The sequence below is a fragment of the Natronospirillum operosum genome, from assembly GCF_004768465.1.
Lineage (GTDB): Bacteria > Pseudomonadota > Gammaproteobacteria > Pseudomonadales > Natronospirillaceae > Natronospirillum > Natronospirillum operosum.
This window is the reverse complement of the sequence record NZ_SRMF01000002.1, coordinates 331387-351894: the sequence shown is the minus strand read 5'-3', so window position 1 is coordinate 351894 and position 20508 is coordinate 331387. Positions and strand designations below refer to the sequence as shown.

19 protein-coding genes and 2 tRNA genes are annotated in these 20508 nt (G+C 61.6%); 14 read left to right on the top strand and 7 right to left on the bottom strand.

The window, feature by feature from the left end:
* The first annotated feature begins 1 nt into the window (after position 1).
* From secG to E4656_RS08035, 11 genes are all read left to right on the top strand, one after another.
* The gene (secG, locus tag E4656_RS08085; protein ID WP_135482883.1) at positions 2-343 is read left to right on the top strand and encodes a preprotein translocase subunit SecG; all 342 of its coding nucleotides are present in this window, start codon (positions 2-4) and stop codon (positions 341-343) included.
* Positions 344-392: 49 nt separating this feature from the next.
* Positions 393-478: transfer RNA gene (locus E4656_RS08080), tRNA-Leu, on the top strand.
* Positions 479-545: 67 nt separating this feature from the next.
* A tRNA-Met gene (locus E4656_RS08075) sits at positions 546-622 on the top strand.
* A gap of 130 nt (positions 623-752) precedes the next feature.
* Complete coding sequence (gene rimP, locus E4656_RS08070) at positions 753-1193, top strand: ribosome maturation factor RimP (protein WP_476703733.1); 441 nt, start codon at positions 753-755, stop codon at positions 1191-1193.
* A gap of 27 nt (positions 1194-1220) precedes the next feature.
* A complete protein-coding gene (gene nusA / locus E4656_RS08065) occupies positions 1221-2714 on the top strand; it encodes a transcription termination factor NusA (protein WP_135482689.1) in 1494 nt (497 codons plus the stop codon).
* A 24-nt stretch (positions 2715-2738) separates the two neighbouring features.
* On the top strand, positions 2739-5288 hold the full coding sequence (gene infB, locus E4656_RS08060) for a translation initiation factor IF-2 (RefSeq protein WP_135482688.1): 2550 nt from the start codon (positions 2739-2741) through the stop codon (positions 5286-5288).
* Positions 5289-5322: 34 nt separating this feature from the next.
* Positions 5323-5754 (top strand): 30S ribosome-binding factor RbfA, encoded by a 432-nt coding sequence (gene rbfA / locus E4656_RS08055; RefSeq protein WP_135482687.1) that lies wholly within the window; start codon positions 5323-5325, stop codon positions 5752-5754.
* The gene (gene truB / locus E4656_RS08050; protein WP_135482686.1) at positions 5735-6637 is read left to right on the top strand and encodes a tRNA pseudouridine(55) synthase TruB; all 903 of its coding nucleotides are present in this window, start codon (positions 5735-5737) and stop codon (positions 6635-6637) included. The genes rbfA and truB overlap by 20 nt, the downstream gene beginning before the upstream one ends.
* 125 nt (positions 6638-6762) lie before the next feature.
* Entirely contained in the window at positions 6763-7032 is a 270-nt protein-coding gene (gene rpsO, locus E4656_RS08045; protein WP_135482685.1) for a 30S ribosomal protein S15, read from the top strand.
* 231 nt (positions 7033-7263) lie between these two features.
* Entirely contained in the window at positions 7264-9381 is a 2118-nt protein-coding gene (gene pnp, locus E4656_RS08040; RefSeq protein ID WP_135482882.1) for a polyribonucleotide nucleotidyltransferase, read from the top strand.
* Between the two features lie 259 nt (positions 9382-9640).
* Positions 9641-10420, top strand: coding sequence for a substrate-binding periplasmic protein (locus tag E4656_RS08035; protein ID WP_135482684.1), 780 nt, complete (start codon positions 9641-9643; stop codon positions 10418-10420).
* 61 nt (positions 10421-10481) lie between these two features.
* On the opposite strand, the gene rlmM is transcribed toward E4656_RS08035, so the two are convergent.
* Genes rlmM through E4656_RS08020 form a run of 3 tightly spaced genes read right to left on the bottom strand, consistent with a single transcriptional unit; the run spans position 10482 to position 13133 of the window.
* Positions 10482-11537: a 23S rRNA (cytidine(2498)-2'-O)-methyltransferase RlmM gene (gene rlmM / locus E4656_RS08030; RefSeq protein ID WP_135482683.1), complete on the bottom strand. Its 1056-nt coding sequence runs from the start codon at positions 11535-11537 to the stop codon at positions 10482-10484.
* A gap of 29 nt (positions 11538-11566) precedes the next feature.
* Positions 11567-12220: a hypothetical protein gene (locus E4656_RS08025; RefSeq protein ID WP_167855981.1), complete on the bottom strand. Its 654-nt coding sequence runs from the start codon at positions 12218-12220 to the stop codon at positions 11567-11569.
* Between the two features lie 49 nt (positions 12221-12269).
* On the bottom strand, positions 12270-13133 hold the full coding sequence (locus E4656_RS08020) for a DnaT-like ssDNA-binding domain-containing protein (RefSeq protein WP_135482681.1): 864 nt from the start codon (positions 13131-13133) through the stop codon (positions 12270-12272).
* A 124-nt stretch (positions 13134-13257) separates the two neighbouring features.
* Between E4656_RS08020 and E4656_RS08015 the strand changes: the two genes are divergently transcribed.
* The 3 genes from E4656_RS08015 to E4656_RS08005 are packed head-to-tail and all read left to right on the top strand — an operon-like array spanning position 13258 to position 16099.
* The gene (locus E4656_RS08015) at positions 13258-14142 is read left to right on the top strand and encodes an ABC transporter ATP-binding protein (protein ID WP_135482680.1); all 885 of its coding nucleotides are present in this window, start codon (positions 13258-13260) and stop codon (positions 14140-14142) included.
* A gap of 1 nt (position 14143) precedes the next feature.
* Positions 14144-15157: an ABC transporter permease gene (locus E4656_RS08010; protein ID WP_240753933.1), complete on the top strand. Its 1014-nt coding sequence runs from the start codon at positions 14144-14146 to the stop codon at positions 15155-15157.
* Positions 15158-15181: 24 nt separating this feature from the next.
* Entirely contained in the window at positions 15182-16099 is a 918-nt protein-coding gene (locus tag E4656_RS08005) for a LysR substrate-binding domain-containing protein (protein ID WP_135482679.1), read from the top strand.
* Positions 16100-16708: 609 nt separating this feature from the next.
* Here the strand turns inward: E4656_RS08005 and pgi are convergent.
* From pgi to panB, 4 genes are all read right to left on the bottom strand, one after another.
* Positions 16709-18346 carry a glucose-6-phosphate isomerase gene (gene pgi / locus E4656_RS08000; RefSeq protein ID WP_135482678.1) on the bottom strand — a complete coding sequence of 546 codons (1638 nt, stop codon included), beginning with the start codon at positions 18344-18346 and terminating at the stop codon, positions 16709-16711.
* A gap of 56 nt (positions 18347-18402) precedes the next feature.
* Positions 18403-18786: an aspartate 1-decarboxylase gene (gene panD, locus E4656_RS07995; protein WP_135482677.1), complete on the bottom strand. Its 384-nt coding sequence runs from the start codon at positions 18784-18786 to the stop codon at positions 18403-18405.
* An 82-nt stretch (positions 18787-18868) separates the two neighbouring features.
* A complete protein-coding gene (gene panC, locus E4656_RS07990) occupies positions 18869-19717 on the bottom strand; it encodes a pantoate--beta-alanine ligase (RefSeq protein ID WP_135482676.1) in 849 nt (282 codons plus the stop codon).
* Complete coding sequence (gene panB / locus E4656_RS07985; RefSeq protein WP_135482675.1) at positions 19717-20505, bottom strand: 3-methyl-2-oxobutanoate hydroxymethyltransferase; 789 nt, start codon at positions 20503-20505, stop codon at positions 19717-19719. Before panB ends, panC begins: the two co-directional genes overlap by 1 nt.
* Positions 20506-20508: the final 3 nt, after the last annotated feature.

Below are 20508 nucleotides of genomic sequence, written 5' to 3'. Positions count from 1 at the left end.
GATGGAAGCAATAATCCTGGCAATACATGTAGTGCTGATCATCGCCATGGTGGTCTTTATCCTGCTGCAGCGCGGCAAGGGTGCTGAAGCCGGCGCGGCGTTCGGCGGCGGCGGTGGTGCCTCCCAGGGGCTGTTTGGTGCCTCCGGTGGTGCCAACTTCCTGTCCCGCACCACGGCCTTTCTGGCCACCGCATTCTTCGGCACCAGCCTGGTGCTGGCTGTGATTGCCTCCAACCGGGCGGAAGATGACGGCCAGATCCAGATTGATGAAAGTATTCTGCTGGAAGAAACCGCGCCAGTGGAACAGGAGACTGGCGATCCGGCTTTTCCTGACGTAGAATAGGTGCCCCTTGAGTGAACTGAGGCGGTCTTCTTGAACCGCCTGTAGCAGTGCCGACGTGGTGGAATTGGTAGACACGCCATCTTGAGGGGGTGGTGGGCATAGCCCGTGCTAGTTCGAGTCTAGTCGTCGGCACCATTTATTCGGAACGGACCTGGCCCCGTTCCCTGGCTGGCCCAGGGGGAGGTTCGTTCTAGTGGGTTGTTGCGGGGTGGAGCAGTCTGGTAGCTCGTCGGGCTCATAACCCGAAGGTCGTAGGTTCAAATCCTGCCCCCGCTACCATGTTGTGCAGGAGAGCCCCGCTACAGGGGCTTTTTGCTAGGTGGGCCACAGGGCCCACTTTTTGTTTATGCCGTCGGCACAGGTCCGGCGGTGCTGACAGTGACGGAGCCAAATGGCGAAAGCAGATACAGTGAGCGCGATTTGCCAGCCGGTGGTTGAAGGGCTGGGTTTCGAACTGTGGGGTATCGATTACCTTGCTCAGGGGCGACACAGCACCCTGAGGGTCTATATTGACCATCCCGAAGGCATCACCGTGGATCACTGCGCGGAGGTGAGCCATCAACTGGCAGCGGTACTGGATGTCGAAGACCCCATTACCAATGCCTACACGTTGGAAGTCTCTTCGCCGGGTATGGATCGGCCGCTGTTCAAGGCCGAACACTACTTACAGTTTGTGGGTGCCTGGGCGAATCTCAAGCTGCGCTTTCCCTTTGAAGGCAAGCGTCGCTATCGGGGCGTGATTCAGGGCGTGGAGGAAGACTCGGTCGTCCTTCTGGTCGAAGATCACGAACTGCTGCTGCCGCTGGAGCAGATTGATAAAGCGAACATTGTGCCTGAATTCGATGATTGACAGGCAACGGACAGTCGAGGCTGGTTTATGAGCAAAGAAATACTGACGGTGGTCGAGGCCGTTTCCAATGAGAAGGGTGTCTCCAAAGAGGTCATATTCGAGGCTATCGAACTGGCCCTGGCGACCGCTGCCAAGAAGCGCTTCGATGACGATGGCGAGCCGGATGTCCGGGTTGCCATTGACCGCAGTACCGGTGAGTACGACACCTTCCGGCGCTGGACCATCGTCGACAACGAGTCAGTGCCCGAACTGGGGTCTGAACTGACACTGCAGGAAGCAGAGGCTATCGATACGGCGCTGCAGCCGGGTGACATCTATGAGGAAAAGGTAGAGAACGAATCCTTTGGCCGTATCGCGGCGCAGGCTGCCAAACAGATCATCGTGCAGAAGGTGCGCGAAGCCGAGCGGCAGAAGATTGTCGAACAGTATGAGAACCGCGAAGGCGAGATCATTCACGGCAACGTGAAGAAGGTTACGCGCGACAATATCATTATTGATCTGGGCGGTAATGCCGAAGCCATACTGCCGCGTGAAGAGCTGATTCCACGGGAAACCTTCCGCATTGGCGACCGGGTACGGGCTGTGCTGATGGGCGTGCGCGAAGATGCCCGCGGGCCGCAACTGGTGCTGAGCCGCAGTGCCAATCAGATGCTGACCGAACTGTTCCGCATCGAGGTGCCGGAAATTCACGAGGAAGTCATTCGCATTGTGGCCTGTGCACGTGACCCGGGCTCCCGGGCCAAGATCGCCGTCACCACCAACGACGGACGTATCGACCCGGTCGGGGCCTGTGTCGGCATGCGGGGCTCGCGGGTGCAGGCGGTGACCGGTGAGCTCGGCAATGAGCGCGTCGACATCGTGCTGTGGGATGACAACCCGGCGCAGATGGTGATCAATGCCCTGGCGCCGGCCGAAGTGGCCTCCATTGTCATGGACGAAGAAACCAACACCATGGATGTGGCGGTTACTGAAGACAATCTGGCTATTGCCATTGGCCGCAGCGGGCAGAATGTCCGCCTGGCCAGTCAGTTGACCGGCTGGATCATCAATGTGATGACCGAAGAAGACGCCACGCAGAAACAACAGGAAGAACTGGACAGTCTGTTGGCCCTGTTTACCGAAAATCTGGGTGTGGATGAAGAACTGGCCGAGGTGCTGATTGAAGAAGGCTTCACCTCGCTGGAAGAGGTGGCCTATGTGCCGCTGGAGGAGATGCTCGGCATCGAAGGTTTTGAAGAAGCACTGGTCAACGAACTGCGTGACCGTGCCAAGGATGTTCTGCTGACCCGAGAGTTGGCGAGTGAGGAACAACTGGAATCCGCAACACCTTCGGAGGACCTGCTGGCTCTCGAAGGTATGACCCGAGAACTGGCCGGAATACTGGCCGCCAAGGGGATTGTAACCCTCGATGATCTGGCCGAGCAGGCCACTGATGATCTGATGGACATCGAGGAACTCGATGAGGAGCAGGCAGGGCGCTTGATCATGGCTGCACGCGCGTCCTGGTTTGAAGAGAACTAAGCGGCTCCGGGAGGATACGAGAATATGGCAGATGTAACTGTACAACAGCTCGCGGACAATATCGGTACGCCGGTTGATCGCTTACTGAAACAGATGGGCGAGGCCGGCCTCAAGCACAGTAGTGCTGAAGATGCCGTGACTGACAGTGAAAAGCAGAAGCTGCTCACCTATCTCAAGACGAGTCACGGCGGCAAGGCCGGCGAGCCCAACAAGATTACCCTGAAGCGCAAGGTCACTACCCAGTTGAAAGCAGGCAGTGGCTCGGGCAAGGGCAAGACCGTCAATATCGAGGTGCGCAAGAAACGCACCTACATGAAACGGGACGCTGCCGACTCCGGTGCCGTAGCAGGCACTGAAGTCAAGAGCGACGAGCAATTGCGGCGCGAAGAAGAGCAGCGCAAACTGGAAGAAGCCCAGCAGCGTCTGCAGGAAGAAAAGCGCGCTGCAGAAGAGTCGGCTCGCCGCAAGGTGCAGGAAGAGGAGGAGCGCAAGGCTGCAGAAACCACCAAGGCCGAGCCGGCGGAAGTCACGCCAGCCCCGGGGCCGGGTGATGTTGATGTGCCGCCAGATCCTGAGCTGGAAGCCAAGAAAGCACGTCACAAGGCCAAGAAGGCCTCTGATGATGCCACCGAAGAGCGCCGCAAGGCCAAGAAGCCCAAGGCCGCACCCAGTGGCAAGCAGGAGCGTGGCAAGGGCAGCCGCCATCAGCAGATCATGGGCCTGATGGATGACGAAGGGGGCAGCGGGCGTCGCCGTCCCAAGCGCAAAAAAGGCGGTGGTCCGCGCGAGCACCAGTTCCAGCAGCCGACTGCACCCCTGGTGCGCGAGGTCAAGCTGGGCGAGAACATCAATGTGCAGGATCTGGCCCACCAGATGTCGGTCAAGCCGGCCGAAGTGGTCAAGATACTGTTCAAGATGGGCGTCATGGCGACCATCAATCAGGTGCTGGATCAGGACACCGCGATCCTGGTGGTCGAGGAAATGGGCCACCGTTATGTGACCGTCTCCGAGAACGCCATGGAGGAGGATCTGGACGCGTCCATCACCTATGAAGGTGAGCCGACCGCACGGGCGCCCGTGGTCACTGTCATGGGTCACGTTGACCATGGCAAGACGTCCCTGCTGGACTATATTCGCCGCACCAAGGTGGCGGCGGGTGAATCCGGTGGCATCACGCAGCATATCGGTGCCTACCATGTGGAAACCGATCACGGCATGGTCACCTTCCTGGACACTCCCGGCCACGAGGCGTTCACCGCCATGCGTGCCCGGGGCGCCCGGTCGACCGATGTTGTTATCCTGGTGGTGGCGGCCGATGACGGTGTCATGCCACAGACGGAAGAAGCCGTCCAGCACGCCAAGGCGGGCGGCGTACCCATTGTGGTGGCCGTCAACAAGATGGACAAGGAAGGCGCTGACCCCGAACGGGTCATCTCCGAACTGGCGGCAAAGAATGTCGTGCCCGAAGAATGGGGCGGTGATACCCAGTTCATTCGCGTCTCGGCGCACACCGGTGAAGGCATTGATGCCCTGATCGATGCCGTGCTGTTGCAGGCGGAAGTGCTGGAGCTCAAGGCCTATGCCGAAGGCCCGGCCAAGGGCGTGGTGATCGAATCCAAGCTCGACAAGGGCCGTGGTGCAGTCAGCACCCTGCTGGTACAGAACGGCCTGCTCAAGCAGGGCGACATTGTGCTGGCGGGTGATGCCACCGGTCGGGTACGCGCTCTGGTGGACGAAGCGGGACGTACCATCGAATCCGCCGGCCCCTCCATTCCAGTCGAGATTCTGGGCCTGGACGGAACACCGGAAGCCGGCGAAGAGTTCGTGGTGGTCGACTCCGACAAGCAGGCCCGTGAAGTGGCCGAGCATCGTCGTGAACGAGCCCGTGAGCAAGAACTGGCCAAGCAACAGGCAGCCAAGCTGGACAACCTCTTTGCCGGCATGGGTGCCGGTGAAGTGGCTACACTCAATATCGTGCTCAAGGCGGATGTACGCGGCTCTCTGGAGGCCATACAGGCACAGCTGGCCGGTCTGGGCAACGAAGAAGTTCGGGTCAATGTGGTCTCCGGGGGTGTGGGCGGTATATCCGAGTCCGATGCCAACCTGGCGGTCACCGCCAATGCCGTCATGCTGGGCTTCAATGTCCGTGCCACTGGCAAGGCCAGAGAGGTGATCGAGCGCAATGGTCTGGATCTGCGCTACTACAACGTGATCTACGACCTGCTGGATGATATCAAGGCCGCGCTGAATGGCATGCTGTCACCCGAGTTGCGCGAACAGATTGTGGGCCTGGCCGAGGTGCGCGATGTGTTCAACTCACCCAAGTTTGGCCAGGTGGCGGGCTGCATGGTGGTTGAAGGCACGGTATATCGGAACAAGAACATCCGTGTATTGCGTGATGATGTCGTCATCTATGAAGGTGAGCTGGAATCGTTGCGGCGCTTCAAGGATGACGTGCAGGAAGTCCGTCAGGGCACCGAGTGCGGCATCGGCGTGCGCAACTACAAGGACGTCAAGGCAGGCGACAAGATCGAGGTGTTCGATGTGAAGGAATTCGCGCGGACCATCGACTGACTGGTGGCACACACTGACCGGAGGTCACAATCACATGGCGCGTGATTTCAAGCGCACAGACCGGGTGGGCGACCAGATCCAGAAGGAGTTGGCCACGCTCATCCAGTTTGAACTCAAGGACCCGCGGCTGGGCATGGTGACGCTCAATGCCGTCCGGGTATCCAGTGACTTCGGCTATGCCGATGTCTATTTTACGGCGCTGGGCCAACTGGATGAAGACGAGGCAGAACAGCAGCGTCAGGCAGAGAAAATTCTGGCTGGCGCCGCCGGCTTTCTGCGTGGTGAGCTGGCCCGCCGTATTCGGCTGCGGGTCATGCCCCATCTGCGTTTTCACTATGACCACAGTATGGAGCGGGGACAGAACCTGTCGCGGCTGATTGATACCGCCCGGCGTGACGATGCCCGTTACCAGTCCACCCCATCTTCCGAGGACCCGGCCCGGGGCGATGACTCGAAAGAAGATTGATCTGCACGGTGTCCTGCTGGTCGACAAACCGGCCGGCATGACGTCGAACCGTGTGCTGCAGCAGCTCAAACACCATCTGGGTGCCCGCAAGGCGGGCCATACCGGTGCGCTGGATCCGCTGGCGACCGGCGTGTTGCCGATCTGTTTCGGCGAAGCCACCAAATTCTCCCAGTTCCTGCTTGATGCCGACAAGGCCTACGAAACCCGGGCCGCCCTGGGTGCACGCACGGATACCGCCGATGCGGACGGCGTCGTTACTGCCGAGGCATCGATCCCGGCGTTGACCGATGAGCAGATCGGCGCGGTGCTGGCAGAGCAGTTCAGCGGCCAGATTGAGCAGGTACCCCCGCAGTATTCCGCCCTCAAGCACGAGGGGCAGCCGCTGTACAAGCTGGCCCGGGAAGGCAAGCCGGTGCCGGTCAAGCGGCGCACCGTGACGCTTCATGAGAGCCGCTTGCTGGCGCGTGGCGAGGACTGGCTGGATCTGTACCTGCACTGCAGCAAGGGCACCTATGTGCGCTCCTTTGTCGAGGATCTGGCGCAGGCTCTGGGTACCCTGGCCCATGTCAGCCGCCTGCGGCGGGTGCGCCACGGGCGGTTCGGGATAGCCGAGACAACGCCATTGGAGGAACTGCTGGCCACGCCGGCGGACACCCTGCAGACCCGGCTGCTGCCGCTGGACACCTGCGTGGCCGAATTGCCCCAGTGTCTGCTGGATGCCGAGCAATACCGGCGCGTGCGCCATGGCAACCCGGTTGCGGTGACAGGGTCGGCCGGGCTGGTTCGTATCCGCTATGGTGACCACTTCCTGGGGCTGGGCGAGATTTCTGCCGAGGGCACACTGAAATCACGTCGCCTGGTGAATACAGATCTGTTAGAATAACGCGCCGTTATCGCCGCTGGGCGGCGAGTGCGGAGCGGTCGCCGTCAGGGCGGCCACAAGGGCCACTGTAAGCATGCACGGTGGTTCCGGGTCCTATTCACGCATGTTGATGGAGAGTTTGAACCATGGCTTTGACCGTTGAAGAAAAAGCTGAAATCATCAAGGAATATCAGGTAGAAGAAGGTGATACCGGGTCTCCCGAGGTGCAGGTAGCCCTGCTGACCCAGAACATCAATGGCCTGCAGTCCCACTTCAAGGGACACCAGAAAGACCACCACAGCCGTCGTGGTCTGATCCGGATGGTCAACCAGCGCCGCAAGCTGCTGGACTACCTGAAGAAGAAGGATCTGAGCCGTTATGCAACCCTGATCAAGCGTCTGGGCCTGCGTCGGTAAGACAGCAAGACTGCAGAGGGGCCAGGCGGCCCCTCTGTCGATTCAGCACCAGGCCTGCGGGTCTGGCGCGACAAGTACTTGGGCAACTCGGCATGAGTACTTCTAACAATTGGGCTCCACGATGCACCGGCGCCAGGGCAGTAATCTGCCGGCCGCATCGCGCGGAGACTAATTCTTAGAAGTGCTCGGTTGCCTGCATCGCAAAACCGGAGAGGAAAGCACTTTATGGCACTGAACCCAGTGACTCATACATTCGAATACGGTGGCCAGACTGTCACCCTGGAAACCGGCAAGGTCGCCCGTCAGGCCACCGGCGCCGTTATCTGCACCATTGGCAAGACGTCGGTGCTCTGCGCCGTGACTGCGGCGAAGGAAGCCAAGCCGGATCAGCCGTTTTTCCCGCTGTCCGTGCATTATCAGGAAAAATACTATGCTGCCGGTCGTATTCCGGGCGGCTACCTGAAGCGCGAAGGTCGTCCTTCCGAGAAGGAAACCCTGACCTGCCGTCTGATCGACCGACCGATTCGGCCGTTGTTCCCGAAGGGCTTCATGAATGAAGTGCAGGTGGTACCCACCGTGATTTCGGCGGATGAAAATGTCGATCCCGATATTTGCGCCATGATCGCCACCTCTGCTGCCCTGGCGGTGAGCGGTGTGCCCTTCAACGGCCCCATCGGTGCCGCCCGGGTCGGTTTTACCGAAGCCGAAGGCTATGTATTGAACCCCACCTATGGGCAGTTGGAAGAATCCGACCTGAACATGGTGGTGGCCGGTACCCGTGACGCCGTGCTGATGGTCGAATCCGAGGCGAAGGAACTGACCGAAGACCAGATGCTGGGCGCGGTTCTGTTCGCCCACCTGGAAATGCAGGCCGTGGTCAAGGCTGTGGATACCCTGGTCGAGAAGTCCGGCGCTCAGAAATGGGACTGGACGCCGCCGGCGGAAGACACCGACACCATCGAGAAGGTCCGGGCCGGCTATTGGGATCGCATTGGCGAAGCCTACAAGGTCACCGACAAGATGGAGCGCTACGCGGTTCTGGACGCTCTGCGTACCGAAGCCATTGAGGCGCTGGTTGATGAAGAGAACGGCCCCGATGCCGGTCAGATCAAGTCCGCCTTTGCCAAACTGGAGAAGCAGCTCGTTCGTCAGCGTGTCGTCGCCGGCGAGCCGCGCATCGACGGTCGGGATGCCCGCACTGTGCGCCCGATCGCGGTGGAGGTGAATACCCTGCCTGGCTCGCACGGCAGTGCGCTGTTCACCCGGGGTGAAACCCAGGCCATTGTGGCGGCTACCCTGGGCAGCCTGCGTGACGGTCAGATGATCGACATGCTGCACAAGAAAACAACCGATCACTTCCTGCTGCACTACAACTTCCCGCCGTACAGCGTCGGTGAATGTGGTCGCATGGGCGGCGTGGGTCGACGTGAAGTCGGTCACGGTCGTCTGGCCCGTCGTGGTGTCGAAGCCGTGTTGCCCAATGTGGATGACTTCCCCTATGCCATCCGCGTGGTCTCCGAGATTACCGAATCCAACGGTTCGTCCTCCATGGCCACCGTCTGCGGTACCTCGCTGGCCCTGATGGATGCCGGTGTGCCGATCAAGGCACCGGTCGCCGGTATTGCCATGGGTCTGGTGAAGGAAGACAACGGTTTTGCCGTGCTGACCGACATCCTGGGAGATGAAGATCACCTGGGTGACATGGACTTCAAGGTGGCTGGTACTGCCGCTGGTGTTACTGCGCTGCAGATGGACATCAAGATCGAAGGCATCACCGAAGAAATCATGGAGCAGGCGCTGGAGCAGGCTCATGACGCCCGGACTCATATCCTGGGTGAGATGAACAAGGTGATCGACCAGCCGCGTGCCGAGCTGTCCGAGAATGCCCCCACCATGCTGGCCATCAAGATCGATCAGGACAAGATCCGTGAGGTTATCGGCAAGGGCGGCGCAACCATTCGTGGTATCTGCGACAGCACGGGTGCGGACATCGACATCCAGGATGACGGCAGCGTGCGCATCTATGCGCCGACCAAGCAGGCCGCCAATGACGCCCTGGCACAGGTTGAAGCCGTGGCGCTGGACCCGGAGCCGGGTGCGCTGTACCGCGGCAAGGTCGCCCGCATCACCGACTTTGGTGCCTTCGTCAACTTCCTCGGCGAAAAGGACGGCCTGGTGCATATCAGCCAGATCGTGCCGCGTCGCATCGAGAAGGTGACCGATGTGCTGTCCGAAGGCGAGGAAGTCGTGGTCAAGGTGCTGGAAGTCGACCAGCGCGGCCGCGTCAAGCTGAGCATGAAGGAAGTCACCGAGGAAGAGAAAGCCTCGATGGCCGCCACCGAAGACTGACAGCGGATGCGCACAGCGTGCGCATGCTCCTCTGTAAAAAAACCCGGCCCCGGCCGGGTTTTTTTATCTTTCTCCGTGAAATGGACAACAGGAAAGGGCTTCTGGGCTGGCTTTTTCATTGGCACTGTTGCAGCATTTTGGACATAACTACAAATCGCCAATGCAAGCGGCGATGTGATGGCCCGCAGTGCCGTCGTGAATAAAAGCAAGTTGCCTCGCCCGGCCCACGAACGCGAACTGCAATCTGAAGGTGCCCAGAATGAAGAGAATTCGCCCTGTCGAACTGCTGCCCGCCGGTCTTTGCCGCACTGTGCTGATTGTCCTTTTCCCGGCCCTGCTGCTGATTACGCCCCTGAGTGCACGCACGCTGGTGGGGGCCGGAGACCCCTGGCCGCCGTTCCTGGATCCGGATCTGCCCGGCAACGGTATTGCCGTGCAGATTGTAACAGCGGCGCTGGAGACTCAGGGGTATGACGTGGAGTGGAACAACATGCCCTGGGCACGTGCCCTGTACGGTGTTCGTGACGGCGAATACGACATTCTGGTTGGGGCCTGGCATACCGACGAAAGAGCCGAATTCCTGCTCTACAGCGAGCCCTATATCGACAACGATGTGCGCATCATCATGCGCGCTGATGATGACTTCGAGTTCGAGGGTATCGAGGACCTGGCCGGCAAGCGCATCGGCACGGTCCTGGGGTATGGCTATGGTGACGAGTTCAATCAGGCCGACAACTACATCCCCGAACCGGCAGTGAACCTGATCACCAACATCCGCCGTCTGGTGGGCCGTCGCATCGACCTGACCGTTGAAGACGAACTGGTGGCCCGCTATCTGATCAACGATATCAACCCGGATTTTATCGATCAGGTTCGGTTCTCCGAAACACCGCTGATGAGCAACTCGCTGCATGTGGCAGTGGGGCAGGACCACCCTGAGGCCCGGGACATCATCGATGCCTTCAATGCCGGGTTTGCCCTCATTCGTGAAGACGGGACCTACGAGCAGATACTGCGCGACAACAACCTGCTCGAATGAGACGACCAGAACGCCGACAAGAGCGGTATCTGAAGCTGAGCCGTGATGGTTGACCGGCTGATCAGGTGCCGGGTCTGATGCAGACAGTAATCTCTGCCCGATCGAAGTAGAGCTGACGGGCCTGGATTTGCCAGTTCCGGCTTGCCCCGGAAAGCCGTGCGTGCAGGCGTTGTTCGATGTCCTGCCAGGTCTGCCAGCGTTTCTTCATCGGCAGCTTGAGGTTGAACACGGCATTGCGACACCAGCCTGCCGTCAGCCAGTCGAGCATGCGCTCGGCCACACGCGCCGGGCTCTCGACCATATCGCACACCAGCCAGTCCACCGGATGCTCAGGCACCCAGGTAAAGCCGTCGACGCGCAGGTGCTCGACCTGACCGGACGCCATCAGGTCATCATCCATGGGGCCGTTGTCGATGGCCTGTACCTGCAGACCCTGCTTGACCAACTGCCAGGTCCAGCCCCCCGGGGCGGCGCCCAGATCGGCGGCCGTGAAGCTCTGTTGCAGCTGTTGCCGCCAGGTATCACCCAGAAATATATGCAGGGCTTCCTCCAGCTTGAGTGTGCTGCGGCTGGGTGCCTGCGGCGGAAACCTGAGCCGCGCCACACCCATGGGCCAGCGCGGTCTGTGGGCCGGGTTGTCGCGGCCCAGCAGCACGCGGCTGGAATCCAGAAACAGCGCATGCCAGGCGGGCAGATCGGCCCGGTCTTTCGGGGTCAGCAGATTCTGTTGGCGCAGCGCCTGGCGCAACGGATGTACAAACTTGCCGGCAAAGCGGGCGGTGCCGCGATAGGCGTCGCCTTCCGCCGTATCACAGAACAGCTGACCGGCGGCAGGCTGGTCCTGCAGGGCGTCTGCAATGGGCCGGGTGCGATCGGATGCCGGCAGGGCGTCGAGGTGGGCCAGTACCGGCCAGGCCTCGCGGGTGAATACCAGAGCCGGCAGCTCGGCATAGAGGCGCGATGCCTGTTCGGTATGGAACTGCAGCCAGCCGCTGTCCGCTTCCGGCTGCGCCCAGCCGTAGTGGCCGTGTTCGGCAGCCACCTGCGTGATTTCCGCCAGGCATTCCTTTTCGAAACCGGGGCGGCACAACAGCAGCAGGCTGGTGGGGTCAGTCATCAGGGGTCCTGTAAGGTATGCGGGGCGAGTTATTCCGGCAGGTCTGCCACCGGCAACTGCTGTGCCTGCAGCGCCGCCAGCGCGCGCTGACGGAAGTTGTGGCGTATCTGGCTGCCCCTGGGCAGTTCCATGTAATGGAACAGGTGAGCGACGGCCTTGGGGTCTGCGGCATGACGCTCACACCAGGCCGTGACATCCAGCGCCGGGCCGGTGTCGGTGGGCGGGGGCAGACTGGGCTGCCGGGGTTCGCTCAGTTCATGGCCCTTGCACAGGCTCAGCGCCAGTTCCTGATAATAGCGGCGGAAATCCGGCCACACCTGTTGCTCGGTCTCGCTGCGCAGACGAAAGAAGCCGGTGCGGCTGGCGGCATGATAAACGGCCGGGTGGCGCCAGTGATGCTGCAGCGGCCGCCCGGCATGGATGCAGGCCTCCTGATAGGCATCGCGGGCCTCGGGCAGGTCGTCCGGGCGGGCCTCTTCACTCAGTGTGGCCAGAAATTCGGCGATGGTGGGCGGCCAGGCATGCCGCAGACGCACGGCGTCGATGGTTTTCTCTATGGCTGCCAGCGGAAAGTCCTGCAGGGCCGTGGCCCATTCCCGCTTGGCATGCTTCAGGGTGTCATCGTCGGCGTAGGCGCTTTCGAACTTGTGTGTATAGATATGGTGAAAGCGGGCGAACAGCATGTTCACCATGATCTTGACGTCGGCCTCGACGTCGGTGCGGTACCCCTGGCTACCAGTCGACGTCGCCGATGTTGCGGAGACGTTCCCTGACCTTTTGGCGGCGCTCACGAGGACTTGTTTCGCGGTCGGGTGTTGCGGCTCGGAAGTCATTTTGGCTGTCATTCAGATGATATTGCCAGCGGCGGCTGACCCAGTTGAAGAACTTGGTATCCCAGCTCATGTGCCGCTGCCCGGAATCCCGGTAGTAAAGCACAAAGCTCTCACGCTGGGCCAGTGCGAATTCGGTATCAATACCCCGGTTCTGTATCATGGCCAGGCAGTCCTCCCCCGGTTGCCACTGCAGGGTCATGGTGGTGCGCTCACCGGCCGTCGCTGGCGCGGGTATGGCAGCATCGGCCAGCTTTTTCTTTCTGTCTTCTGCCATGGCGGTGTACAGGGGTTCGTCACTGTAGCGCCGCGGCGCCATCTGCATCGACCCGATATGGTTGGTGTCATCGGTCAGCAGCGGCCGCAGTTCCGGCATCGGGGGCGGCATGTCGTAGTCATCACCGGTCTGGGCCTCCGGACCCGGGCTGCACTCGGAGGAGTCCGGGCGGGCCGGGGTGGTGGCTGTCGGGTTCGGCATGGCGTTGTCCTGCAACTCCAGAGTCAGCGTACCCGGACCGGACTCGATACGGCGCAGCCAGCCGACATCGATCAGGGTGTCGATGGCGGCCCAGAAACGGGCCGGGGACAGAAACGGCAGCCATTCCAGCCATTGGATTTCGGCCACGCTCACCCGACAGCGGCGGCCCTGCTCGTCAACCTGGCCCTGCAGCGCGACCAGGTCGCGCACAAACTCGAGCAGCACGGCCGCTTCCAGCCCGAGCGTGCAGGCCTGGCGAGTCTGGAACGCAAAGGTCGGTTTGGTCATGCAATCCTTCTGTCTTGTCAGAGGTGAGCGGTCAGGGCAACTTGACGGCAATGGCTGTATTTCGTGGCGCCGGGTCGATAGAATGCGCCCTGCAGCAGGCCAGTGGGCACCAATCCGGAGGACCATGGAACCCGTCATCAAGGTCGAGTCTCTGACCAAGCGTTTTCGCGACCTGACCGCCGTCGATCAGGTCAGCTTCAGTGTGCCCGAGGGCGTCTGCTTTGGTCTGCTCGGTCCCAACGGGGCCGGAAAAACCACCACCATCGAAATACTGGAAGGCATTCAACGGCCTACCAGTGGTCATGTTCTTTATTTCGGTCGTGCAATGCAAGCCCGGGAACTGTACCAGGACATCGGTATACAGTTTCAGCACACAGCACTGCAGGACCGCTTGACGGTACGCGAAACCCTGCGCCTGTTCCAGGCCTTTTATGATCATCCGCTGCCGCTGGAGGACCTGATTGCGCTGTGCGCGCTGGAGGACATCATCACGCGGGATACGCGCCGGCTGTCCGGCGGCCAGCGCCAGCGCCTGCTGCTGGCCCTGGCGCTGGTCAATGACCCGCGCCTGGTCTTCATGGATGAGCCCACCACCGGTCTGGACCCGCAGGCGCGGCGTCATTTCTGGGCCCTGGTGGAAGCCATCCGGGCGCGTGGCAAGACCATACTGCTGACCACCCACTATATGGAAGAAGCCGAACACCTGTGTGATCAGATCGCCATCATGGACCGCGGGCGCATTATCGCCCGGGGCGCACCCGAGGCCCTGTTGCGCGAGCATTTTTCCGGAGTCATGGTGCGCATGGACGATGCCCGGGTGCCGGCGGACCTGCTGGCGCGTCATGCCGGCTGGCACCAGGATGGCCAGCTCTGTTTCCAGACCGAGCAGGTCGAAACCCTGGTGACCGAGCTGATTGCGGCCGGGGTCTCCCTGCATCATCTGCAGGTGCAGGCACCCAACCTCAATGATCTCTTTCTGCAACTGACCGGCAACGCCCTGAGGGCCTGACATGAGTCTGCGTCGCTTTCTTGCTGTACTCACAGCCCGCAACCTAGAGTTCGTGCGCGACCGCAGCACCCTGATCTGGAACATTGCCTTCCCGATCATGCTGATCGTCGGCTTTGCACTGATCTTCGGCAACGCCAACCCGGTGTTCAAGGTAGGGATTCTGAGCGAGTTGGATGCCTATGTCAGCCAGCCGCAGATTACCCGCTCCGAACAGGTAGGCACGGTGCCCTACGCCTCGCAGGAGCAGGCTCTGGCCGCCTTGCGGCGCCATCAGATCCATCTGGTGCTGGATGTCGACCAGCGCCTGTACTGGATCAACGAAACCTCTCGCGAAGGGCAGGTGCTGGAAGAGCTGCTGGCCTGGCAGGACCCGGAGTACCGGCGCCGACTGATCGGCGGCTTCGAGGTGCGCTATGTCGACTGGGCCATGCCCGGTGTGCTGGCCATGAATATCATGTTTGCCTGTCTGTTCGGGGTAGGCTATGTGCTGGTGCGCTATCGCAAGAATGGCGTGCTCAAGCGTCTGCATGCCACACCGCTGAGCACCCTGGAGTTTCTGGGCGCCCACATGGCTTCCCGCCTGCTGCTGGTCATGGCTGTCAGCGCCTGCCTGCTGGCGGGCGCCATCTGGGCACTGGATATCGTCATGATCGGCAGCTATCTGAACCTGGCAGTGGTCGGTCTGCTCGGTACTCTCTGCCTGATTTCGCTGGGCCTGCTGATCGCCGCCCGTTCGCGCAGCGAGGAACTGACGGGTGGCTTGATCAATTTCAGTACCTGGCCCATGATCTTTCTGTCGGGGGCCTGGTTCTCCATCGAAGGCGCCCCCTACTGGCTGCAACTGCTGGCCGAACTGCTGCCACTGACCCATATGGTGGAGGCGGCGCGCATGATCATGCTGGATGCTGCCAGCCTGGCCGAGGTCAGCTATCACCTGTCCGTGCTGGTGGTCATGACCGTGCTGTTCCTGAGTCTGGGCGTGCTGCTGTTCAACTGGGAAAGCGATCACCGCTGATCATCGAGGAGACCCATTGCCATCATGGCTGACCTGCCCCCCCTGACCGCGCTGCGTGCCTTCTGGTATGTGGCTGAACGTCGCAGCTTCAAGGCTGCCGCCGAGGCGCTGTTTGTGACTCAGGCGGCGGTAAGCCACCAGATCCGCCAGTTGGAAGAGGCGCTGGGCGTCAGCCTGTTCGAGCGCGGCAACCGCGAGGTGCGCCTGACCCGGGAGGGGCAGCGTCTGCTGCCCTATGTGCAGCAGGGCTTTTCTGCGCTGCGGGCCGGCGTCACCCTGGTCAAGGACGATGCCGACCCCCATGTGCTCGGCCTGTCGGTATTGCCGGCCCTGGCCGGGCGCTGGCTGTTGCCGCGCCTGGGCGGGTTTCATCAGGCGCACCCGGATGTCCGGGTGCAGTTGCAGCCAGATGATCAGTTGGAGACCTTCTCCGACGGCACCATGGATCTGGCCATACGCTATGGCCGCGGCCGTTACCCCGGTCTGCGCAGTGAGCTGATACTGCGGGACAGCCGGCTGGTGGTGGCCGCGCCCGAGTTTGTCGCCGCCCAGCAGCCGACGCTGGACAATCTGGGACGGCTGCCACGGCTGGAGGAGTCCGGGCCTGATGCGGAGCCGGGCTGGGCGACCTGGTCCGAAGCTCAGGGGGTGCTGGTGCGGTCGCCTTCGGTGTTGTCCGTGGCGGACCCTTCCTTGCTGATTGATGGGGCGGTGGCAGGCCAGGGACTGGCGCTGGTGCGCCGCAGTCTGGTGCAGGATCTGCTGGATTCGGGGCGGCTGGTGCGGGTGTTCGAGCACGAGATCGAAGTGGAGCAGGGCTACTATCTGGTCGCGCCCGAGGCACACTTTGTGCGCGCCAAGGTGCGCTTTTTCGTGCAGTGGCTGCGCGAGGAGATCCGGCAGAGCTTCGGCCCCGATATGGGCGCCTATCACGGTACCTAGAAGGCGGTTGGTTGCTGAGACAAGCCGCCTATGCGGGGTGCATTGGCTTGCCAGCAACGATATCCAGAGTCTGACGGACCGTCGCCACGCTCGGGTACATGCCCTGTGAGACACGCAAAATACGTCATCCCTGACAGCTCGGTTGCGGCCATCCCTGGCCGCAAACGGTCTCACAGGGCATGCACCCGGCAGGCGACTCCAGCCGTGCCGCCATACTGTAGGCTGTGAGCCTTGCTCACGCATGCGTGGCCAAGGGCCACTGCCTACAGAAATGCCTCTGTTGTAGTGAGCGACGCGAGTCGCGATGGCGGCGTAGCCGCCCCCTCCCGTGGGCCCAATCGGGACTTGCGTTCCTCGCTACATTTGCCTCTCTACAGGTCGAGTGCCTTCTTGAAGCTGGCACTGATGGTGCGGCCGCCGCGCGGTGGTATCCTGATCCGCAGACCGTCTGCGCACATGGATGTGCGCAGTCGAGCTGTCAGGGACGACGTTTTTTGCGTGTCTGCGGTCAGGGTACTCCGCAGAGGCGGCTTGTCTCAGAGGGCGACGGTCCGTCAGACTCTGGATATCAACTTGGTTGCCGGCAAGCCCGGATACCCCGCCCCAACCCTACTGCGAGTTGCGGTAGCGCCGGATAAGGGCGGCGGTGGAGTCGTCGTAGGGCTTGAGGTCGCCCTTGTGCAGCACATCATGGATGGCATTGCCCAGCACCTTGCCCAGTTCCACGCCCCACTGGTCGAACGAATTGATGCCCCAGATATGTCCCTGCACATACACCTTGTGCTCATAGAGCGCGATCAGCGCACCCAGTACTTCCGGCGTCAGTAGGTCGAAGGTGATGGCGGTATGCGGCTGATTGCCCGGAATCACCTTGTGCGGGGCCAGCGCACGGGCCTGCTTCTCATCCATGCCCTGCGTCAGCAGTTCGGCCAGCACCTCGTCTTCGGTCTTGCCTTCCAGCATGGCCTGCTGCTGGCCGAGGAAGTTGGCAAACAGCCAGGCATGGTGGTCCGCCACCGGGTTTTGGCTGCGCAGCGGCATGATGAAATCGGCCGGAATCAGGCGCGTGCCCTGATGCAGCAACTGGTGGTAGGCATGCTGACCATTGGTGCCGGTGCCGCCCCAGACCACGGCGCCGGTCTGCCAGTTGACGGGGTCGCCGTCACGGGTGACCCGCTTGCCGTTGGACTCCATGTCCATCTGCTGCAGATGAGCCGGGAACTCCTTGAGTGATTCGTCATAGACCAGCACGGCCTGTGACTCGGCGCCCCAGAAATTCTGATACCAGATGCCCAGCAGCCCCATGACCACCGGCAGGTTTTCGCCCAGCTTGGCAGTACGGAAGTGTTCGTCCATCGCATGCGCGCCGTCCAGCAACTGCTCGAAGGTATCCATGCCCAGCACGATGGCCTGCGGCAGGCCGATGGCCGACCACAGGCTGTAGCGCCCGCCGACCCAGTCCCACATGGGGTAGATGTTGTTCTCGTCGATGCCGAACTCGGTGGCCGCCCTGATGTTGGTCGATACCGCCACAAAGTGATGCTTCACATCCTTCTGCTTGCCGCCCTGCTGCAGGAACCAGGCGCGCGCGGCTTCGGCGTTCTTCAGTGTTTCCAGCGTGCCGAAGGATTTGGAGCAGACCACGAACAGGGTGGTTTCCGGGTCCAGATCACGGCAGGCCGTGGTGATGTCGGTGCCGTCGATATTGGCCACATAGCGCAGGTCGTAGCCGTCCTGCCAGTAGGGGCGCAGGGCGTCGCTGACCACCTTGGGGCCGAGGAAGGAGCCGCCGATGCCGATATTGACGATGGTACGCAGCTTCTTGCCGGTATGACCCTTGAAGTCGCCGCGGTGCACTGCCTTGACGAAGCTGCGCATGCGCTTGAGGGTGTCACGCACCGTCGGCATGACATCCTTGCCGTCCACCTTGATGGCGGCATCGGACCGGTTGCGCAGGGCCACATGCAGGGCCGGACGGCGTTCGGTGTTGTTGATCGGCTCTCCATTGAACATGGCCTGAATGCCGGCTTCCAGGTTGGCTTCCCGGGCCAGGTCGAGCAGCCGCTGGAAGGTGTCCTGGGTGGCCCGGTGACGGGAAAAGTCGATATGCAGACCCGCCGCTTCCAGAGAGAACTTGTCATGGCGGGTGTTGTCCTGCTGAAACAGGGCCCGCAGATCAGTGGATTCGATGGCGGACTTGTGGTTCTGCAGGGCTTTCCAGGCATTCAGTTCGGTGGGCGCGGTCATGGCGTCTGTTCCTGTAATCGGTTTCGGTTTGGCTGATTGATCTGCGGATTCCCGGTTCAGGAAGCCAGCTGTACCGGGATGGCGTTGCTGGTATGGCTGACCGCATTGTGTTCCACCAGATAGAGCAGACGCGGTCGGAAATCTTCCAGCTCCGCCTCGTCGAACTGCCCGTAGGCGCAGATGATGACCCGATCACCCACGCCGGCCTTGTGGGCAGCAGCCCCGTTCATGGAAATCATGCGGCTGCCGGGCTCGCCCCGGATAATATAGGTCGTGAAACGTTCACCGTTGTCGACATTGTAGACCTGGATCTGCTCATACTCGCGCAGACCGGTCAGGGCCAGGAAATCGCTGTCTATGGCACAGGAGCCTTCATAGTCCACCACCGCATCGGTGACGGTGGCACGGTGCAGTTTGGCTTTGAGCATCAGGGTTTGCATGGAGTTTGGCCTGTCTTGCTGATCCTGCTGACGTCGGCTGCGGTCGCCCGGCCGACGGGATGCTGAGTATGCCGGATACGGCTCAGGGCTTCAAATCGACCGTCAGATTGTCGATCAGGCGAGCCCGACCCAGGCGGGCTGCGGCCAGAATGACCAGCTTCTGATCAGTCGGTTCTGCGGCCTGCAGATCATGCTGCCGGCAGATGGAGAAATAGTCCGGCCGCCAGCCCTCGCGGGTCAGATGCTCGTGGGCACTCTGTTCCAACTGGCGGTAGTCGCGTTCACCCTGCTGAATACGGTCCCGCGTCAGCATCAGTTGCCGGTAGAGTTCCGGCGCGCGCTGGCGCTCGTCGGCGGTCAGATAACCATTGCGCGAACTCAGGGCCAGGCCATCCTCGGCGCGCAGGGTCGGTGCGCCGTGGATTTCGGTCGGGATGAACAGGTCGGTGACCATGCGTCTGATGATGGCCAGTTGCTGAAAATCCTTCTCGCCGAATACCGCATAGTCGGCCTGAATCAGGTTCAGGAACTTGCACACCACGGTGGCCACGCCGGTAAAGTGTCCGGGGCGCACGGCGCCACAGTGCAGTTCGCTCAGGGCCGGCACCGTGACTCGGGTCTCGTCCCCCGGCGGGTACATGCCTTCCACACCCGGGGTAAAGACCCCGTCGACATGATAGCGCCGCAGCGCTGCCAGATCGGCATCCGGTGTGCGTGGATAGGCGTCCAGATCCTCTTCCGGGCCGAACTGCGACGGGTTGACGAAGATGGTGCAGATCACCAGATCGGCCAGTGACTGGGCCTTCTCGATCAGCGACAGATGGCCATCATGCAGGTTGCCCATGGTGGGCACCACAGCCAGCGTCTTGCCGGTCAGCGTCAGTTCATGCCTGAGTTGGCGCAGTTCTTCCGGCTGGGTATATATCTGCATCAGAACTGGTGCTCCGGTTGCGGAAAGTCTCCGTTGCGCACGGCCTGATCATAGAGGGCGATGGCGGCCTGTGGGGTGTCCGCATCGGCCATGAAGTCGCGCACGAAACGGGCAGTGCGGCCCGGATTCAGACCCAGCATGTCATAGAGTACAAGCACCTGGGCATCCACATCGGCACCGGCACCAATACCGATGACTGGAACCGGGGAGCGCTTCTGCAGCTCGGCGGCCAGGGTGGCGGGAATGCATTCCACCAACAGCAGGTCGGCACCGGCGGCGACCAGTGCATCGGCGTCTTCCAGCAATTGCAGGCCGGCGTCATCCTTGCCCTGTACCCGGTAGCCGCCAAACTTGTTGACTGACTGCGGGGTCAGGCCCAGATGGGCGCAGACCGGCACGCCGTTGCGAGCCAGCTGTTCGATCGCCGGTGCCAGCCAGCGGGCGCCTTCCAGCTTGACCATCTCGGCGCCGGCCTGCATCAGTTGTCGGGAGGCGTCCAGAGTGCTTTCCAGGGTGGCGGTGGCCATGAAGGGCAGATCGGCCATCAGCAGGCTGTCACCATTGCCACGGGCCACGGCAGCGGTGTGATAGACCATGTCGGCTACCGTCACCGGCACGGTGCTGTCATGGCCCTGGATGACATTGCCCAGGGAGTCGCCGACCAGAATGACATCAATGCCCGCTGCACTGACCCAGTGCGCCTGGGTGGCATCATAGGCGGTGAGGCTGGTGAACTTGCGGCCCTCTGCCTTCATTTTCTGCAGGGTACGGATGGTAATCTTGGCCATGCT

What these genes read in the sequence shown, in the direction of transcription:
- secG (WP_135482883.1), top strand. Translation starts at nt 2, where the DNA reads ATGGAAGCAATAATCCTGGCAATACATGTAGTGCTGATCATCGCCATG.
- nusA (WP_135482689.1), top strand. Translation starts at nt 1,221, where the DNA reads ATGAGCAAAGAAATACTGACGGTGGTCGAGGCCGTTTCCAATGAGAAG.
- infB (WP_135482688.1), top strand. Translation starts at nt 2,739, where the DNA reads ATGGCAGATGTAACTGTACAACAGCTCGCGGACAATATCGGTACGCCG.
- rbfA (WP_135482687.1), top strand. Translation starts at nt 5,323, where the DNA reads ATGGCGCGTGATTTCAAGCGCACAGACCGGGTGGGCGACCAGATCCAG.
- truB (WP_135482686.1), top strand. Translation starts at nt 5,735, where the DNA reads ATGACTCGAAAGAAGATTGATCTGCACGGTGTCCTGCTGGTCGACAAA.
- rpsO (WP_135482685.1), top strand. Translation starts at nt 6,763, where the DNA reads ATGGCTTTGACCGTTGAAGAAAAAGCTGAAATCATCAAGGAATATCAG.
- E4656_RS08035 (WP_135482684.1), top strand. Translation starts at nt 9,641, where the DNA reads ATGAAGAGAATTCGCCCTGTCGAACTGCTGCCCGCCGGTCTTTGCCGC.
- rlmM (WP_135482683.1), bottom strand. Translation starts at nt 11,537, where the DNA reads ATGACTGACCCCACCAGCCTGCTGCTGTTGTGCCGCCCCGGTTTCGAA.
- E4656_RS08025 (WP_167855981.1), bottom strand. Translation starts at nt 12,220, where the DNA reads ATGCTGTTCGCCCGCTTTCACCATATCTATACACACAAGTTCGAAAGC.
- E4656_RS08020 (WP_135482681.1), bottom strand. Translation starts at nt 13,133, where the DNA reads ATGACCAAACCGACCTTTGCGTTCCAGACTCGCCAGGCCTGCACGCTC.
- E4656_RS08015 (WP_135482680.1), top strand. Translation starts at nt 13,258, where the DNA reads ATGGAACCCGTCATCAAGGTCGAGTCTCTGACCAAGCGTTTTCGCGAC.
- E4656_RS08010 (WP_240753933.1), top strand. Translation starts at nt 14,144, where the DNA reads ATGAGTCTGCGTCGCTTTCTTGCTGTACTCACAGCCCGCAACCTAGAG.
- E4656_RS08005 (WP_135482679.1), top strand. Translation starts at nt 15,182, where the DNA reads ATGGCTGACCTGCCCCCCCTGACCGCGCTGCGTGCCTTCTGGTATGTG.
- pgi (WP_135482678.1), bottom strand. Translation starts at nt 18,346, where the DNA reads ATGACCGCGCCCACCGAACTGAATGCCTGGAAAGCCCTGCAGAACCAC.
- panD (WP_135482677.1), bottom strand. Translation starts at nt 18,786, where the DNA reads ATGCAAACCCTGATGCTCAAAGCCAAACTGCACCGTGCCACCGTCACC.
- panC (WP_135482676.1), bottom strand. Translation starts at nt 19,717, where the DNA reads ATGCAGATATATACCCAGCCGGAAGAACTGCGCCAACTCAGGCATGAA.
- panB (WP_135482675.1), bottom strand. Translation starts at nt 20,505, where the DNA reads ATGGCCAAGATTACCATCCGTACCCTGCAGAAAATGAAGGCAGAGGGC.